The 16637-nt window shown below is 68.2% G+C and carries 17 protein-coding genes; 7 read left to right on the top strand and 10 right to left on the bottom strand.

Annotated features, from left to right (window positions below; all coding sequences use genetic code 11):
• Positions 1–79 precede the first annotated feature (79 nt).
• A complete protein-coding gene (locus NO366_RS18355) occupies positions 80–358 on the top strand; it encodes a ubiquitin-like small modifier protein 1 (RefSeq protein ID WP_256532235.1) in 279 nt (92 codons plus the stop codon).
• A 407-nt stretch (positions 359–765) separates the two neighbouring features.
• Here the strand turns inward: NO366_RS18355 and NO366_RS18350 are convergent, their stop codons facing one another.
• From NO366_RS18350 to NO366_RS18340, 3 genes are all read right to left on the bottom strand, one after another.
• Positions 766–1686: a GNAT family N-acetyltransferase gene (locus NO366_RS18350; protein ID WP_256532234.1), complete on the bottom strand. Its 921-nt coding sequence runs from the start codon at positions 1684–1686 to the stop codon at positions 766–768.
• Between the two features lie 154 nt (positions 1687–1840).
• Positions 1841–3103: a Glu-tRNA(Gln) amidotransferase subunit GatD gene (gene gatD, locus NO366_RS18345; protein WP_256532233.1), complete on the bottom strand. Its 1263-nt coding sequence runs from the start codon at positions 3101–3103 to the stop codon at positions 1841–1843.
• An 81-nt stretch (positions 3104–3184) separates the two neighbouring features.
• Positions 3185–3391, bottom strand: coding sequence for a hypothetical protein (locus tag NO366_RS18340; RefSeq protein WP_256532232.1), 207 nt, complete (start codon positions 3389–3391; stop codon positions 3185–3187).
• Between the two features lie 207 nt (positions 3392–3598).
• Between NO366_RS18340 and NO366_RS18335 the strand changes: the two genes are divergently transcribed.
• The gene (locus tag NO366_RS18335; RefSeq protein WP_256532231.1) at positions 3599–4225 is read left to right on the top strand and encodes a hypothetical protein; all 627 of its coding nucleotides are present in this window, start codon (positions 3599–3601) and stop codon (positions 4223–4225) included.
• Positions 4226–4311: 86 nt separating this feature from the next.
• Here NO366_RS18335 and NO366_RS18330 read toward each other — a convergent pair whose 3' ends face one another.
• On the bottom strand, positions 4312–4980 hold the full coding sequence (locus tag NO366_RS18330; protein ID WP_256532230.1) for an ArsR/SmtB family transcription factor: 669 nt from the start codon (positions 4978–4980) through the stop codon (positions 4312–4314).
• Between the two features lie 189 nt (positions 4981–5169).
• On the opposite strand from NO366_RS18330, the gene NO366_RS18325 reads away from it, so the two are divergent.
• Both NO366_RS18325 and NO366_RS18320 read left to right on the top strand, forming a co-directional pair.
• Positions 5170–5475, top strand: a complete 306-nt coding sequence (locus NO366_RS18325) for a transcriptional regulator (RefSeq protein ID WP_256532229.1) — start codon at positions 5170–5172, stop codon at positions 5473–5475.
• Between the two features lie 201 nt (positions 5476–5676).
• Positions 5677–6051, top strand: coding sequence for a DUF7344 domain-containing protein (locus NO366_RS18320; protein ID WP_256532228.1), 375 nt, complete (start codon positions 5677–5679; stop codon positions 6049–6051).
• A gap of 43 nt (positions 6052–6094) precedes the next feature.
• Here NO366_RS18320 and NO366_RS18315 read toward each other — a convergent pair whose 3' ends face one another.
• The 5 genes from NO366_RS18315 to NO366_RS18295 form a co-directional block, all read right to left on the bottom strand.
• Complete coding sequence (locus NO366_RS18315) at positions 6095–7048, bottom strand: aminotransferase class IV (RefSeq protein WP_256532227.1); 954 nt, start codon at positions 7046–7048, stop codon at positions 6095–6097.
• On the bottom strand, positions 7045–7782 hold the full coding sequence (locus tag NO366_RS18310) for an anthranilate synthase component II (RefSeq protein ID WP_256532226.1): 738 nt from the start codon (positions 7780–7782) through the stop codon (positions 7045–7047). The genes NO366_RS18315 and NO366_RS18310 overlap by 4 nt, the downstream gene beginning before the upstream one ends.
• Complete coding sequence (locus tag NO366_RS18305; protein WP_256532225.1) at positions 7779–9392, bottom strand: anthranilate synthase component I family protein; 1614 nt, start codon at positions 9390–9392, stop codon at positions 7779–7781. The genes NO366_RS18310 and NO366_RS18305 overlap by 4 nt, the downstream gene beginning before the upstream one ends.
• 269 nt (positions 9393–9661) lie before the next feature.
• The gene (locus tag NO366_RS18300; RefSeq protein ID WP_256532224.1) at positions 9662–10519 is read right to left on the bottom strand and encodes a helix-hairpin-helix domain-containing protein; all 858 of its coding nucleotides are present in this window, start codon (positions 10517–10519) and stop codon (positions 9662–9664) included.
• Between the two features lie 96 nt (positions 10520–10615).
• The gene (locus tag NO366_RS18295; protein ID WP_256532223.1) at positions 10616–11467 is read right to left on the bottom strand and encodes a shikimate dehydrogenase; all 852 of its coding nucleotides are present in this window, start codon (positions 11465–11467) and stop codon (positions 10616–10618) included.
• 143 nt (positions 11468–11610) lie between these two features.
• On the opposite strand from NO366_RS18295, the gene NO366_RS18290 reads away from it, so the two are divergent.
• The 3 genes from NO366_RS18290 (at position 11611) to NO366_RS18280 (ending at position 15728) form a co-directional block, all read left to right on the top strand.
• The gene (locus NO366_RS18290; protein WP_256532222.1) at positions 11611–12999 is read left to right on the top strand and encodes a D-aminoacyl-tRNA deacylase; all 1389 of its coding nucleotides are present in this window, start codon (positions 11611–11613) and stop codon (positions 12997–12999) included.
• Between the two features lie 229 nt (positions 13000–13228).
• Positions 13229–14476 carry a cell division protein FtsZ gene (gene ftsZ, locus NO366_RS18285; protein ID WP_256532221.1) on the top strand — a complete coding sequence of 416 codons (1248 nt, stop codon included), beginning with the start codon at positions 13229–13231 and terminating at the stop codon, positions 14474–14476.
• 562 nt (positions 14477–15038) lie between these two features.
• Positions 15039–15728, top strand: coding sequence for a hypothetical protein (locus tag NO366_RS18280; RefSeq protein WP_256532220.1), 690 nt, complete (start codon positions 15039–15041; stop codon positions 15726–15728).
• Between the two features lie 117 nt (positions 15729–15845).
• Here NO366_RS18280 and NO366_RS18275 read toward each other — a convergent pair whose 3' ends face one another.
• Positions 15846–16622, bottom strand: a complete 777-nt coding sequence (locus NO366_RS18275; RefSeq protein WP_256532219.1) for a helix-turn-helix transcriptional regulator — start codon at positions 16620–16622, stop codon at positions 15846–15848.
• Positions 16623–16637: the final 15 nt, after the last annotated feature.

The following is a 16637-nucleotide window of genomic DNA, read 5'->3' as shown; positions in this document are numbered from 1 at the left end:
CTCCGTTCGGTGACCGATCGAGCGAACAATCGCCACACGAGAACGGTAAGTACTTTTCTTCCCGGACGGAAGGCGCGGTATGGAGTGGAAGCTGTTCGCCGACCTGGCCGAACGCGCCGGCGACAGACACGTGGCCGTCGACGTCGAACCCGGGGAGTCAGTCGAGGACGCGCTAGACGCACTCCTCGACGGTCGTGACGACCTTCGCGAGCGCGTCCTCGACGAGGATGGCCAGCTCGGTGACGGGATAAATGTCCTCCGCAACGGCGCCGAAATCCACACCCGGGAGGACGGGCTGGAGACGACGCTCGAAGACGGCGACGAACTCGCGATGTTTCCGCCGGTCAGCGGCGGGTAGTTCGTTCGGCGGACGGGTTCTGAATCGGTTGAGCCGTGATCCGCTGGATGCTGAGTCTCGAATGGCTGCGAATTCGCGACGCGCCTAGTTTCTGTGTGCGGTATAGTCATCCGTTCCGCGAGCGAACGCAGTGAGCGAGCGGGCCGACGACTGACTCAGAAAGCGCGGCGCGAATGCGCCGCGAGAAGTCGAACGGTGAAACCGTGAGACACGAGCGAAGCGAGCGGCGAGGAAGGAGGAGTGCTTTTGATCGACCTTTTACCGGGTGTCAACCCGCCGTGGAGCGCTGTCGCGCTCCCGGCGGGGTACGAACGTGGTTCGAGAGGCGCTTCGCGACTCTCGTCATCACGGAAGATGCTCCACGTCTTCCGAACGACAGGGTAAAAGGTCGCAGTGGGAAAGGTCGGTTAGCGGCCCGTGAGGTCGATGCCGAGGACGAAGTCTGGTTCGTCGGAGAGGTCGGCGCCGGCGTAGGAGGCGTCGCTGACGGCGGTGACGGTCTCGGGGATCAGGACGCGCGTCCTGTCGGCGCCGATCGAGGCGGCGTCGCGGGCGATGGCGGCGAAGAGCGACTTCGCGGCGGGCACGTCGGCCCAGGCGCCGACGCCGTACTCCGCCCAGCGGATCGTCTCGCCGTCGTCGGTCTCGCGCTCGTAGTCGCGGCTGCGGTAGGCCATTCCCGAGACGCCGGTGTCGCCGTCGACGGCGAAGACGGCAGTGTCGTCGGCGAGGGTGACGAGGTCGTCGTGGGTGAGTTCGCACATTGCCCAGGATTCGTCGGTATCGAGGGCGAGTCCGCGAAGGTGGGTCCGGGCGTCGCTCGTCGTCCAGAAGCGCCAGGCTGCGTCCGGATCCGTCGAGACGACGTGCGGGCCGTCGGCGTCGGGATCCGGAGCTGGCTGGGCGAAGCGGAACTCCGTTTCGGGGGCGAACCCGCCGGCACGGGCGGCGCCGAGGGCGGCGACGTTCCAGGAGAACGTCATCAGTCGCCCGACGGTCGCGCCCCGTTCGACCGCCCAGTCGAAGCTGGCCTCGTTGAGCCGGCGGCTGACGCCCTGTCGGCGGTACGCGGGGTTGACCCGCATGCCCTGGAACCAGGCTTCGTCCGGCGAGAGCATGACCGCCTGGACGATCCCTGCGACGTCGTCGCCGACGGTCGCGAGGAACGTTCGCTTGGTGTCGTCACCCTCGTCTTCCAGCCAGTCGTGGTAGACGTGGTGGAGGTAGTCGCCGCCGCGGTCGTCCCAGAGGTCGCGGGTGACGGCGGCGACGCCCTCGTAGTCGTCGTGCGTTGCGCGTCGGATTTCGATGTCGGTGGTTCGGGTCATGGTGGGACGTCCGTCCTTCGGATATGTGTGTGTGTGTGTGGAACGCCGGTGAGTCGAGTGTGGTGGCGAGTCGGTCGATACCGTTCGCGCCCGCGTACCGATCGGGTGGGACCGCCATGGCGCGTTGGGAACGCGGACGGCAGACCGCGGGCGCTCAGGTCCAGGGGACCGACCGCTCCTGGAGTTCCCCGGCGACGGAGTCGCGCATGCACTCGGCGACGTCGTCGGCGTTTTCGAGCGCCCACATGAGTTTGACGAGTGCGGTCTCCGGCAGGGTGTCGCCGGCTTCGACCACACCGGCGTCTAGCAGGTCGCGGCCGGTGTCGTAGACGCGGTCGCAGACGCGCCCGTCGAGGCACTGGCTGGTCATGACGACGGTCGTTCCGTCGTCTACGAGCGCCTCGATGCGGGGGACGAGGTCCGTGTGGACGTGTCCGAGGCCGGTGCCTTCGAGGACGAGTCCCGCGTTCCCCTCGGCGACGTCGAGGAACGCCGGATCCATCCCCGGGGCGAATTTCAGCAGGTCGACCTCGGCGTCGAGTCCCTCGGCGAGTTCCGGCTCGATGGCGTCTCGCGCCCGGTACTCGCCGTCGAGCGAGACCTCGCCCGTCTCGTAGTCGACGGTGCCGAGGGGGTCGGCTCCGACGGTCTCGAAGGCGTCCCGGCGTGAGGTGTGATTCTTTCGAACGCGCGTGCCGCGGTGGAGCGCGCAGCCGTCGTCGGACTCGGTCGCGTGCATGCAGACGAGGACCTCGGCACAGTCGGACTTGGCCGCTTCGACCGCGCAGACGGCGTTCATGACGTTGTCAGAGGAGGGGCGGTCGGCCGAGCGCTGCGAACCCGTGAAGACGATCGGAACCGGCGTCTCGAGCATGAACGAGAGCGCGGCGGCGGTGTACTGCATGGTGTCGGTGCCGTGCATCACGACGACGCCGTCGGCGCCGGCGTCGATCTCCTCGTGGACGGCCCGAGCGAGGTCCTGCCAGATCGACGGCTCCATGTTCTCTGAGAGGATGTTCGAGACGACACGCCCGCGGTAGTTCGCCCGCCCGGCGAGTTCGGGCACGGCGCGAAGTACGTCCTCGGCGTCGAACTGGGCCGTCACGGCGCCGGTCCGGTAGTCGACGGTCGAGGCGATGGTGCCGCCGGTCGAGAGCAGTGCGATCGTCGGGAGCGAGTCGTCGAACGCGACCTCGGAGGCCGGTTCGTCTCCGTCGTCGACGTCGTCGCTCTCGGTGCGTCCCACGGCGTGGACGTCGGTGTCGAGCACCTCGACGCGTGCCGACTCGCGCTCGATGCCGACGTTGTACCCACCGTCGAGTTTGACGACGAGGTGCTCGGGCGTACTCGAGGGGAGACAGACGCCCTCGACGGTGCGATCCGATCCTTCGACGCGGATTCGGTCGCCTGGATTCATACCCGTCGCTTGTCGACGCGCGGACTTGAACCCACCTCTTCGACTGGCCGCCACCGGCGGGTGGCAGACAGCGACCGAGACTCAGAGAGGCGCGAGGAGTCCGTAGCCGAGAAGAACCGTCCCGAACACGGCTCCGAGGAGCGCGATCACGAGGCCGACGAGCCGAACCGCGCCGAACAGCGCCCCGTCGGTTTCGGGCCCGCGCTCCATGGTCAGGGCGAGTCCGCCCGCGACCACGGCACTCGCGTAGCCGACGAGGCCGATCACGACAGCGAACACCCACTCCATGTCTCCACCACCGGCGCACGCGCCCCTATACTCACCGATCGATCTACCGGTGGACAGCACTCGACGGTGTAGCGGTGGGCCCCAATCGACACATTGTGGCGGTACGTGGACCGTTCCGGTCCGGCACAACCCGACCCGACGCTGCGAGCGGATCGGACGGTCGCGTGAAGAGAAACAAACATCCCGTCCGGGGACGAACGTACCGGCATGGCCGGAGAGTCCGAGGAGACGATCTCGGAGTCGCGATCGACGGAGGAACTCCTCGCGGAGACGGAGGATCTGCTCTCCGAGACGGGCGGAGCGTCCGGAGCCGGGGCGAGCGGTAGGGCCGACTCCCATGCGGGTCGGTCCCGCGACACCGGCGACGGACGGACGTCGACCGATCCCGACGCGGGTCGATCGGCTGACGCCTCGCCGTCGACCGGAGCGGCCACGACCGATCGGTCGTGGCTCTCTCGTCTCCGGCCGTCGGTTCCGACCGTCGGTCTCTCTTCGTACTTTTCGCCACGCGCGTTCGTCGGCCTCCTCGTCGCCCTCGGCGTCGGGTACGTCGGCGGCGGGATGGTGCCGATCCCGTTCGGTGGGTCACTGCTCGGCCTGTTCGTCGTCGCCTTCGTCATCGGCGTCGCGACGTCGAAACGACGGTACACGGAGATGACGGCCGCGGGCAGCGCGGTCGGCGCGCTGACGGCACTGGCGAGTTACCTCCCGCTCGTTCTGGGCGGTGTCGGCGATCGAATCGTGCTGGTCGGCGTCGGGGCCAGCGTGCTCGCCTGTCTGATCGGGTACTACTTCGGGCGCGACCTTCGCGACGGTCTCTCGCGAGAGGTGTGAGCCGTGAGTCGTGCGGATCGACAGAAGTGGTTTTCCGGTCCGTTCGCCCGATGACGGGATCGTTCACTCGTCGTCGGGATACCCGGTCACGCGATGGTCGATTGCTGTGTCAGTTCCCAGCCCCGTTTGGTCCGCCGCACGAGGCCCTGGTCGGCCATGGCTTCCAGGAGTTCGGCGACGACGTCTCTCGGAGCGTCCAGGTCGTCGCTGATCGCGCTGACGCTCTTGGGTTCGCGGCGGATACTCGCGAGGAGATCCGCGTAGACTCGGCTATCTCCGTTGGAGCCGACCGCCTCGGAGATCTCGTCGAGGACCTCACAGAGCTGGCCCTGCACCCACCGCTGTGCCAGTGAGAGTTCGTTCTCGAGTCGCTCGAGTCGCTCTAACGTGGCGAGCAGGCTGGAGAGCGCGTCGTCGTCCTCGCGATCCACGTCGAGGCTGAGGTGGCGACAGCTCGTGATGTCGACGTTCGTCCCCTCGGGATACGCACTCTTGCTTGCGAAGCCGTACGGCGAGAGATTGACCTCGAGACGAACGTTGCGGGCGATGTGGAAGTACTTGCGCCGCTGGTCGTCGGTTCGACTCTCGACGAGGCCCGCCTCCTCTAGCTTTCGGAGGTGTTCGATCACAGCCTTGGGGCTCACGCCCAGGTACTCGGAGATCTCGGTCACGTAGCACGGTTTCCGCGAGAGAAGCCGAAGGATCCGCCGGCGGTTCTCGTTCCCGAGCAGGTTGAGCAGGGCCGCGGAGTCCATCTGATCCGGCCTAAGCGACGGACGCTGAAAAGCGTGTCTGCTCCGGGGGTCGGACGCGCGTCTCCTCCGTGGTGTCGGACGCGTGTTTGCTCCGGGGGTTGGACGCGCGTCTGCTCCGGGGTCGATCGCTTCGGCCTCGCCTGGCCGGACGACGGAAACGCGTAAGCCCGTCCGCTCCGTTCGGCTCGCATGGTCGAGACCGAAGCGACGACGCGTGGTCGACTCGCCGACCGCCTTCGAGAGGAACCGGGGACGCCCACCGAACTCGGTCGCGAATTCTCCCTCTCGCCGTCGACCGTCCTCACACACGCCGAGCACCTCTCGAAAAGTCTCGAACACACCGACGAACGGCTGCTCGTCGCACCACCGACGTGTTCTGAGTGTGGGTTCGAGGACTTCGACGACCTCCTCAATCGACCGTCTCGGTGTCCATCGTGTAAACACGAGGGCGTCTCCGAACCGACGATCGTCGTCGACCGAGTGGGCTCGGCGTAGACTGGACATCCTGTCGCCGGACCCGTATCCGATCGCAGTACTCGGAACCCGCCGTCGCTGTAGACCGAGTGTCCGGTTCTTCGAACGGATCGTTACCGACACTCATATCAGTGGCCGCGGAGTCTCCACGCACGAACCCGGCGGAGGTTACCGGCGCCGCTATCGACCCGGAGTGACGACCTCGTCGGACCCCCACGAGCTATGACGACTCAGGTACCCGACACGATCGATCTGACGCGAGCCCTGCTCGATACGCTTCCGGACGGCGCTCCCGAAGCCCCCACCTCGCAGACCCTCGATATCCTCTCGAACGAGCGCCGGCGTCACGTCCTCCGCGTCGTCCGTGAGCAGGGGGAAGCCATCACGCTGCCCGACGTCGCCGACGAGGTGGCCGTTCGGGAGCACGGACGACCGCTCCCGGAGATCAGTCCGGAGCGAGTCACCGAGATCTACATCTCGATCTATCACGACCACCTCCCGCGCCTCGTCGACGCCGGACTCCTCGTGTACGATCAGGAGCGCGATCTCGTCGTTCCCGCGTTCGACGACGGGTCTCCCGACACCGGCGAGCCGTGACCCGACCCGTCCGTCGATCGCCGACCGACCCACACGACTCCGCTCAGTAACAGCACTCCTCGACCAGTCGATCGAACGCGGACTGGAGTCGACCGGTCACCGGCCCGGGGTCGACGACCTCGTGGTCCACGCGATCGGTCGGGTCCTGTGCCGGTCCACCACATCCGTCCGCCTCGCCGACGGGCGTGCCGTCGACTCGTGCGACCGGCCTGAGTTCCCACGTCGAGTTGGTCAGGAACACCTCGTCCGCCGCTTCGACGGCGGACCGTCCGTACGCGCCGACGGCCGTCGGAACGCCCAGGTCCCCGGCGAGGTCGAGAACGACGCGACGGGTGATTCCCGGCAGCACCGGGCCGTCGGTCGCGGGCGTTTTGAGTACGCCACCGTCGACGAAGAAGAGGTTGGACGTCGCCCCCTCGGTGAGGTGGCCGTCCCCGTCGAGCAACAGCGCCTCGTCGGCGCCCGTTCCCCGGAGTTCCAGCCGGGCGAGGATGCCGTTCAGGTAATTGTGGGTCTTCGCGGCCGCCGGGAGCGCGTCGTTCGGAATCCGGCGGGTCTCGACCGTCTGGACGGTCGCGGGGCCGTCCCAGACGTCGCTACCGCCGACGCCGCCCCGCGGGAGCGGTTTCACCCAGATGACGACGGTCGGGTCGACGGCTCGGTGCGGCGTCAGTTTCCCTGGCTGGACGCCGCGCGTGATCGAGAGGCGAACGTACGCGTCCGCGAGGCCGTTCGCCGCGAGCGTCTCGTCGACGCGCGCCCGCAGGTCGCCCCGATCCAGGCCGTGGTCGATACCGAGCGTCTCACAGGTTCGGTCCAATCGGTCGGCGTGGGCGTCCCACTCGAAGACCGTGCCCCCGTAGGCGCGCAGCGTTTCGAAGGCCGCGTCGCCGTAGCGAAATCCCCGGTCGTCGACGCTGACCGTCGCCTCGTCGACGGGGACGAGCTCGCCGTCGACGTGGTACAGGATCGTGTCGGACCCCGAAGTTCCGGTCACGGTCGCTCCCCCGCCCGGTTCGCGGTGGCCATCGCACAGAAGTTGGCGACGAGGCGTCTACCGATCGACAGCGAAATCGCCCTGGTCCCGTCCGGTTCGGTGCCGCTCCCCGTCTCGCCGTGCGACGCGACGGCCCCGCGCCCCTCGTCGCCGGTCGTCTTGCGTGTCAGGATACTCTCCGGGTGAAATTGCACGCCGACGTGCGGTCTGTCGCGGTGGCGGACGGCCATCACGACACCGCACTCCTCGTCCGTCGTCGCCGTCTCGATCAACGGCGCCGGTACGTCGGCTCGATCGACGGCCAGCGAGTGGTAGCGTCCGACCTGGAAGCGTTCGGGGAGGCCGGCGAAGATGCCGTCGCCGTCGTGGGTGACCACTGATGGTTTGCCGTGGACGACGTCGGGAGCGTGGCCGACCGCGCCTCCGTGAGCCGCACACAGCGCCTGGTGGCCGAGACAGACGCCGAGGATCGGGTAGGTGGTCTCGGCGAACAGCGGGATCGAGATCCCCGCGTCCGCAGGCGTTCCCGGCCCCGGGGAGACGACGATCCCGTCCGGATCCAGCCGCGCTACGTCGGCGAGTGTGAGGTCGTCGTTTCGTCGGACGAGTACGTCGTCGGCGAGTTCCCCGACGTACTGCACCAGGTTGTAGACGAACGAGTCGTAGTTGTCGACGACCAGGATTCGACCCGGTGACGGGCGGTCAGCTCCGGACGCACCGGCGGCCCCAGTCACTCGGACGCACCTCCGTCCGCCCGTCCTGTCCGATCGGTCGACCCCCGGTCGCGGGCGTCGACGGTCACCGCAGCCCGTTCGCCGAGCGCCTCGTCCATCGCGGTCAGGAGCGCGCGTGCTTTGTCGAGCGTCTCGTCGTACTCACGTTCCGGGTCGGAGTCGTGGACGATGCCGGCGCCGACGCGGAGGTGGTACGCATCGGCCTGCCGGACGAGCGTCCGGATGACGATGTTGCACGTCGCCCGGCCGTCGAACCCGAACAGACCGACGCTACCGGTGTAGGGTCCGCGCCGCGTCGCCTCCACCTCGTCGACGATGGCCATCGTCCGGGGTTTGGGCGCGCCGGTGATCGTCCCGCCGGGAAACGTCGCCGCGATGGCGTCTGCGAGCGTCGCGTCGGCGCGGAGGCGGCCGCGGACGTCGGAGACGAGGTGCATCACCTCGGCGTAGCGGTCGATTCGACGGTACTCGGCGACCTCGACGGACCCGTACTCGCAGATCTTTCCGAGGTCGTTGCGCTCGAGATCGACGAGCATGGCGTGTTCTGCGCGCTCTTTCTCGTCTGTCCGCAACTCGGCCGAAAGTGCCTCGTCCTCGGCGGTCGTCCGGCCTCGCGGACGAGTGCCGGCGATCGGCTCGGTTCGAACGAGGTCGCCGTCGCGCTCTAGCAGGAGTTCCGGGCTCGCGCTCACGAGGTCGGCCGATCGATACTCGAGTAACCCCGAGTACGGTGCCGGGTTGACGCGACGGACCGCGTCGTACGCCGCGACGGGGTGGACGGAAGCGGGGGCCGTGAGGCGTTGCGAGACGTTCGCCTGGAACGTCTCACCGTCGCGGACGGACGCCTTTATCCGACGGACCCGATCGGCGAACGCGCTCCGTCCGCACTCGCTCTCGAACGTGGCGTCGGTCGCGTCGACCGGCGGCGGCTCGATACCCGGATCCCCGTCTCGGATGGCCGTCGCGAGTTCGAGCGCCCGCTCGCGCCCGCGTTCGAAGAGTGTCGCCGCGGGATCTCCGTCCGGGGCGGTATCCCTCGTCGCGGGTGCCGTCTCCGCTCCGCCGGCGGACGGTTCCTCCCGCTCGAGCCGCGGACAGGCAGAGATGCGCAGCGTGACGGGGCCGTCGACCGGCGCCGTCCACGCGGCCAGTCGATCGAAGACGGCGAGTTCGAGCCGCGGGAGGCCGCGGTCGTCGACCGCGTCGTTCGGCAGCGCTTCGAGTTCGAGCGCGACGTCGTAGGAGAGCCAGCCGATCGCCCCGCACGGGTAGGGAACGGAGTCATCCTCCGGCGGCCGGGCCAGCGATTCACCGCCGAGAACGCCGTCGAGCGCCGCCAGTGTCGGTGAGTCGGCCGACGGCTCGATCGGCTCCGCCGGATCGCGTACGGTCAGGCGTTCGACCGGTTCGACGCCGAAGTATCCCCAGCCGGCCTGCCCGCCCGTCGTCTCGAGGAACGCCCCACCGGGGCCGTCCCGGGCGCGACGATAGGCGTCGAACGGGTCGTCGACGGTGAGGCGTACCTCCACGGGGATTCGCGTCCCAGGCGACGCGGCCGCTGCGGCCGCTCTGACCGCCTCGAGCGTCGTGACCACGCGCGGCTCAGTCATACGGGCACAGACGGACACCCGGGTCAATCCTCTTACGGTACCGGCCGTGATGGACAGCTCTCCGCTCCGCCGACACCGACCGTCTGCGCTGTGACGCCCGATTCAGGCCTCGAACGGCCGTCGTCGCGGTCGTCGGCCGCGGACCCGCGACGAATACAGGGGCGCAAGCGGCGCTCGTTCGGGACGAGCGACCGGAGAACGAGTCGTTCGCACGACCGGGTATTGTCTTCGCGGTACCGGTCGGTACACTACCGAGGCACCGTTTCGCGTTACCGGTCGTTCGCGCGATCGATCCACTCCTCGATGCGCGAGGCGGCGATGTCCGTCTCCGCGGCGAGTTCGTCGGCATCGCTCTCGGCCAGGTCGAGCGTCGAGTCGACGCCGGCGTCGGCGAGGCGGTCGCCGTACGCCGGACCGATGCCCTTGATCTCGGTCACTGGCTCGCTCTCGACTTCCATCGGCTCCGGTTCGGCGTCGGTCGTCTTCTCGGTCGTGGGCGCAGCGTCGGTTTCGTCGGGGCTGACGGCTTCACCCGGTTCGGCGGCACCCTCGTCCTCGTCGGGAACGCGCGAGATCGTCCCGGTCGACCCGCTAGCGTCGGTTCCTGCGGCGACACCCGCGGCGTCTGCGCCATCGGACCGGTCGTCCGGTTCGGCCTCTTCGATCGCCTCCGTGACGGCTCCCTCGCCGTCGCCCGTATCGTCTTCACCGTCGGCCTCCTCGCCGCCGACGCTGTCGTCTTCGCCGCTGCCCGTATCGTCTTCGTCGCCGTCCTCGGCGTCCCCGCCCGTATCGCCGTCATCGCCGACGCTGTCGTCGGTATCCGTCTCCTCGTCGGTCGTTCCGGCGTCGCTGTCGACGCCCGTCGACTCGCTCTTGGCCGCGGCGGCGTCACCACCCTCCTCGTCGGACTCGCCGTCGTCGGTGGTCGGTTCGGCCGACTCGTCGCCGGTCGACTCGTCGCGCTCGCGGCTACTCATCGGTGGCGGTGCCTCGCGTCCGGTGCGTCGCGTCGAGTCTGACGCCGTCGACCCGGACCCGGTGGATCGACCACCGTCCCGATCGGGTCGATCGGACCCGCCGCCCCCCACACCAAACAGGGACTTCAGCTTCTCCAGGAGTGCCATATCGTGACGGTACACGGGTGGTCGGCTAAAATCGTTCGATTACGGTAGCGAGCCGTCCGAGGCCGTCCCATCCCGATCCCTGCCGGGGGAATCACGTCACAGCGCACTCCGGAGTGCGCGTCGCATCGCGTCGACCGGGGCAGCCAGTCCAGTCCAGCGTTCGAACGCCGCTGCCCCCTGGTAGAGGAGCATCCAGCTACCGTCGACGGTCGTCGCGCCGACCGCGTCGGCGTCCCGGACGAGGCGAGTCTCGAGCGGGCGATAGACGGCGTCCATCACGACCAGCTCGTCGTGCAACGCCGATCGGGGGACGATCGACTCGTCGGACTCCATCCCGACGCTGGTCGCGTTGACCAGGACCGAGGCATCGTCGACGATGGACGAGAGATCGTCGAGGCCGCGGCCGGACGCCCCGGGCACCTCGCTCGCGAGCGTCGTCGCCCGCTCGACGGTCCGGTTGGCCACGCGGACGGTCGCGCCGGCGTCTGCGAGACCGAACGCGATCGCCCGGCCGGCGCCGCCCGCACCGACGACGACCGCTGTGGCACCGTCGAGTGAGTCTTGGCGGTCGGCGAACCCTCGCTCGCGAAGGGCGCGGACGGCACCGGTCGCGTCGGTGTTGTGTCCGATCGGCCGGGCGACCGCGTCCCGGTCGTCGGCTCCCGCCGAGTCGCCTTCGGGGAACGCGATCGTGTTGACAGCCCCGATACGGGTCGCCAGATCGTCCGGCTCGACGTGGTCGATCGCCTCTTCCTTGAACGGAATCGTGACGTTCAGTCCAGCAATTCCGAGCGCAGTGGCGCCCTGGATCGCGCCGTCGAGCGCGTCCTGATCGGGTTCGAACGTGACGTAGGTCGCGTCCATCTCGTGGGCCTCGTACGCCGCCTCGTGCATCGGCGGCGAGAGCGAGTGGCCGACGGGGTTTCCCAGAAGGCCGTAGACGTCCATACGTCGAGTGGGCACGGGTCGCAGTTAACAGGGTCGGTGTCGACACTCTCGGATCGGGGAGAAATCCCGGACGACAGGAAGGGGACGATCCGAGGGGGCGCCCCTACAGGTGTGACGATCGTCGCCGAACCGACGAGTATTCGGTGAGTCCACTCACAGGTACACACGTGATCGCGATCGTCGAGAGCCGCGCCGATCGGGCGTCGGTGCACATCTGTGACCAGCTTCGAGCTCTCGTTGCGTGGGACGCTCACGAGGACGAGACGCGCCCCGACGCCGACGGCGGCGGGGCGTACTATCGAACGGACGGATTCGAACTCCGCTCGTTCGAGGCGCTCCACCTCGACCTCGTCGAGCCGGCCGCGGCGTTCAGCGAGGAGCCCGACCTCCTCGTCTTCGCCTCGCGCCACTCCGGCGAGACGGGACCGCTCCTGACGGCCCACTTCACTGGTAACGTCGGTCCCGCGGAGTTCGGCGGCGAACCGAACGCGTTCGCCGACGCCGCACCGAACGCCCTCGCGGAGCTGATTGGCGCGTACGACCGGCACGCGCCGCCCGGGTACGACGTCGGAATGGAGTGTACCCACCACGGTCCGACCGACGTCGGGTGTCCGTCGGTGTTCGCCGAACTGGGGAGCGACGACGAACAGTGGGACGACCCGGCCGGCGCCGAGGCGGTGGCTCGCGCCATCCTCGATCTGCGGGGCGTCGACCCGCACCGAACGGACCCGGTGACCGAGCGGCCGCGTCAGCTCGTCGGGTTCGGCGGCGGCCACTACGTCCCGCGATTCGAACGCATCGTCCGGGAGACGCCGTGGGCCGTCGGCCACATTGCGGCCGACTGGGGGCTCGACGAAATCGACGACGGGGGCGCGGTGGAGTCCGTCGTTCGCGACGCGTTCGCGGCCACCGACTCCGAGGTCGCCGTCGTCGAGGGGACGAAGCCCGATCTCCGGGAGACGATCGAGGACCTGGGATTCCGGGCCGTCAGCGAGGCCTGGGTGCGCGAGGTCGGCGACCGACCGCTGTCGCTGGTCGACGCCGTCGAAGCCGACCTGGGACCGATCGCAGACGGCGTTCGATTCGGCGACCGGGAGACCGACGCGTTCGACGTCGTTTCCTTGCCGACGGACCTCGTCGCGACGGCGGAGGGAATCGATCCCGACCGGACGTGGGACGTCGTCGCGGGCAACGTCGTGGCGGTCGAGACATCCAACGGCGGCAGCCGCCTCGGCGACCGTGCGGCGATCCCGACCGGGATCGATGGGGGACGAACGCCGGGCGGGTTGCCACGGGATATCGTCGACGATCTCGCTGCTATCCTTCGCCCTGGGTACGAGCGCGTCGCCGTCGACGACGCCGTCGTCGAGGTGGAGGCGGTGACGTTCGATCCGTCGCACGCTCGCGATCTGGGCGTCCCCGAGGGGCCGCTGTACGGACGGCTGGCGGCCGGCGAATCGGTGACCGTCGACGGCGAGGAGATCGAACCGGAGGCCGTCCACGAGCGGACGACCCGCCGGTTTCGGCTGTGACCGAGCGGTCCTGTGACCGAACGGACGGTGGTACGCGCCTCGAACGGGAGCGCTGCACCGACTGTGCATCGACGGTCTCGCGACGAATACGGTTTGCTGGTGGCTACGGCTGAGCTAACAGGCCAGTGTCGATAATTGAACGACAGTGGGCGGTACGGGTTGGCGTCAGACGCGTGCATGACGTTGGGGGAAACGATGATAATGATTGGCTCGTAAGACCGTTTCAAGAATGGATTCGATAGTCGAAGATGCCATCGACGAGGCCGAATCGGGGGCGCCCGAGTCGCGGGGGGACCCCGTTTCGGACGACCCCGAACCCGTGTCGGACGGGGCGAACACGTCGGGTACGATGACGGACGAAGAACTCGAAGACGTCCTCCAGGACCTCCAGACGGACATCACGGTCGTCGGCTGCGGGGGTGCCGGCGGGAACACGGTCCACCGGATGGAAGAGGAGGGCATCCACGGGGCGAAACTGGTCGCCGCGAACACGGACGTCCAGCACCTGGTGGAAATCGAGGCGGACACCAAGATCCTCATGGGCGAACAGAAGACGTCCGGCCGCGGCGCCGGGTCGCTCCCGCAGGTCGGCGAGGAGGCCGCTCTCGAGAGCCAGGAAGACATCTACGACGCCATCGAGGGCTCGGATATGGTCTTCGTCACCGCTGGCCTCGGCGGCGGCACCGGGACGGGTTCGGCTCCCGTGGTCGCCAAGGCGGCTCGTGAATCGGGCGCGCTGACCATTTCCATCGTCACCACGCCCTTCACCGCCGAGGGCGAGGTCCGCCGGACGAACGCCGAGGCCGGCCTCGAACGCCTCCGCGACGTCTCCGACACCGTCATCGTCGTCCCCAACGACCGTCTGCTCGACTCCGTGGGCAAGCTCCCCGTCCGCCAGGCGTTCAAGGTGAGCGACGAGGTCCTGATGCGCTCCGTGAAGGGGATCACGGAACTCATCACGAAACCCGGCCTCGTCAATCTGGACTTCGCCGACGTCCGCACCGTCATGGAGAAAGGTGGCGTCGCGATGATCGGCCTCGGTGAGTCCGACTCAGAAGCGAAGGCCGAGGACTCCGTCAAGACGGCCCTCCGCTCGCCCCTGCTGGACGTGGACATCTCCGGTGCGAGCTCCGCGCTCGTCAACGTCACCGGTGGCAACGACATGTCCATCGAGGAGGCAGAGGGCGTCGTCGAGGAGATCTACGATCGGATCGATCCCGACGCGCGCATCATCTGGGGCACCTCGATCGACGAGACGCTCGAAGGGAGCATGCGCACCATGATCGTCGTCACGGGCGTCACGTCCCCGCAGATCTACGGCCGGCCCGACGGCGAGGCTGTCCAGCCCCAGGGCGTCGGCGGCGGGGCCGGCGGTCAGCCGCCCGCGGGTGGGCAGGGTGCCCCCAGTGGACAGAACGCAGGCGGACACTCCGATGTCGACGTCGAGGATGACGACGACATCGACTTCGTCGGCTGAGTACTGCTCGTCACACTTCGCTACGACGATTCTTCGCGGTTCGGTTCCAATCGACGGTGGCGTCTATTGGGCATCGCTGTGCCAGTTCTGATTCCCGCTCCGGTTCACGTGTCGTCCCTCTCCAGTGGCGCCACTCCATGGACCAGTTCCCACACGACGAGGCCTGGCCGACGAGCGGATCCCCGTCTATGGCTGTCAGATGCGGTCACGGCTGTCGATACAGTCGCTCCCGATACGCACGCCGATTCGTGTTCACGCCGTGAACGTCGTTCTGGAGAGACGTACATCTCGCCTCAATCGGATCGAACGTCGTCTCGGTATCGGCGGTGCACTCGTGAGCGGTTACGCCGTCGGCCGCAGACGAAGTGTGACGTATGCGAAGATCCCTGTGCGTGACCGTCCGTATCGTGTCGGCTACGACCACGTGGCTCACCACTCCGGTGATCGGCGAGGATGACGCGGAGCCGTCGGGTGTCCCGTCGTTCGGATCCCGAAACGTCGTTCGGGTGGCGAAACGAATTCCGGCAGGTGCGTATTTAGCCGCCGGGGTCCGGGATATCGTATGCACCGTTCCGTCTCGAAGCGACGACTCCTCGTCGTGATCGGTCTCGCCAGCCTGGTTCTCCTGGCGGGCTGTACGAACGCCGGGATCGACGGTGCCGCATCGCCCGGGGGCGACGAAAGCGACACGACCGACCCGGGTTCGAACGGCGGCTCGGCGGACGATCTCGCCGAAGCCGAGTGGCAGGCGTTTGAGTACGATCGGGCTGCCACCTACACGTACGACGTATACATGGAGGGAGACGGGGATGGCACGATCGTCTGGGACGTCTCCGACGTGACGGCCGACGAGGCGACCGTCTCGCTCTCGTACGACGTCGGCGAGACCTCCTACGAGACGACGGTGACCGGCGCCACGACGGATATCCAGAGTCAACTCGCGTTCTCGCCGGCGGGCGCGTTCCTGATGGTCTCGCTGTTCTCGCCGACGATCGGGTACTTCGAGGGCGAGACGCTCGCGGTCGGAAACGAGTGGTCCGTCCAGACGCCGGACGGCTCCATGCGGACCGCGGTGACTGGTATCGACGCGTACGCTGGCGTCGAGTGTTACACCGGATCGATCGAAGTCGACGGCGCGGTCGTCCACGAGAGTTGCATCTCGCCCGAGGTCGGATTGGCGCCGTACGTGGCCTACTACGAAGCGGGCGAGACTACCGTCTCGATGGAACTCGTCGACTTCTCGACGAACTGAGTGCGACCGGCATCGATCGGCCGGAGCGACGGTTCGGTTTCGACGGGTGCGTTCGTCGGTCGGGACCGGTGACGGTGCGGACGAAATCGACGAGTCGCCGCGCTACAGCGAGTGGTCCTACCGCGCGATCGCTTCGTCGCGGAACTGCTCGAAGAGCGTCTCTCCCCACGCGATGGCGTCGGGATCGTCGCTGTCGACGAACACGAGCAGTTGCCCGGTTTCTTCGTCGTAGGCACCGACGCCGACGTGGTCGTCGAAGAGGGCGAGGCCGAACGGAATCGCCTCGTGGACGTGGACGGCGATCGATTCCTGGTCGAACGCGACCGCCGCGAGGTCCGCGTACTGGTCGACCAGCAGTTCGAGAACGACCGGTTCGTAGATCAACTCGATCGACAACCCGTCATCGAGCTGGTCCCGGAGCGCGTCTGCGTACGTCGGGGCGATCGACGTGGTGTCGAACCCGCGGAGCGAGTCGGTGTCGCCGAGCAACTCGCTGAAGCGGTGGACGGGTGCGTACGGATCCCTGCTGTGGGGGACGGTCACTCGCGCGTCCGCGAACGCGGTCACGTCGAGGTCGACGTCGCAGTCTTCGAGGGCTGTGAGCAGCGGTTCGAGGTGTCTCGACGCCGCGACCGTCTCCCGGTAGGTGGCCGTCGCCTGCTGGACGGTGCGACCGAGGCCCGTGAGGACGTACGTGCCCCCGTCGTCGACCACGAACTCGGACGCTTCCAGATCTCGTACGAGACGGTGGACCGTCGTCCGGGAGACGCCGAGTGCGTCCATCAGTTCGCTTCTGGTTACAGCCCCGTCGGCGAGCACTGCCAGCGCGTCGGCCCGTTTGATCGCCTCGACGGCGAGCCGGGCGTCCGCCTCGTCGGTCGTCACGCCGGTCATCGGAGTCCCCCCGCT

The organism is Halovivax cerinus (genome assembly GCF_024498195.1).
Lineage (GTDB): Archaea > Halobacteriota > Halobacteria > Halobacteriales > Natrialbaceae > Halovivax > Halovivax cerinus.
The sequence above is the reverse complement of the archived record's forward strand: the minus strand, read 5'-3'. Positions and strand labels throughout refer to the sequence as shown.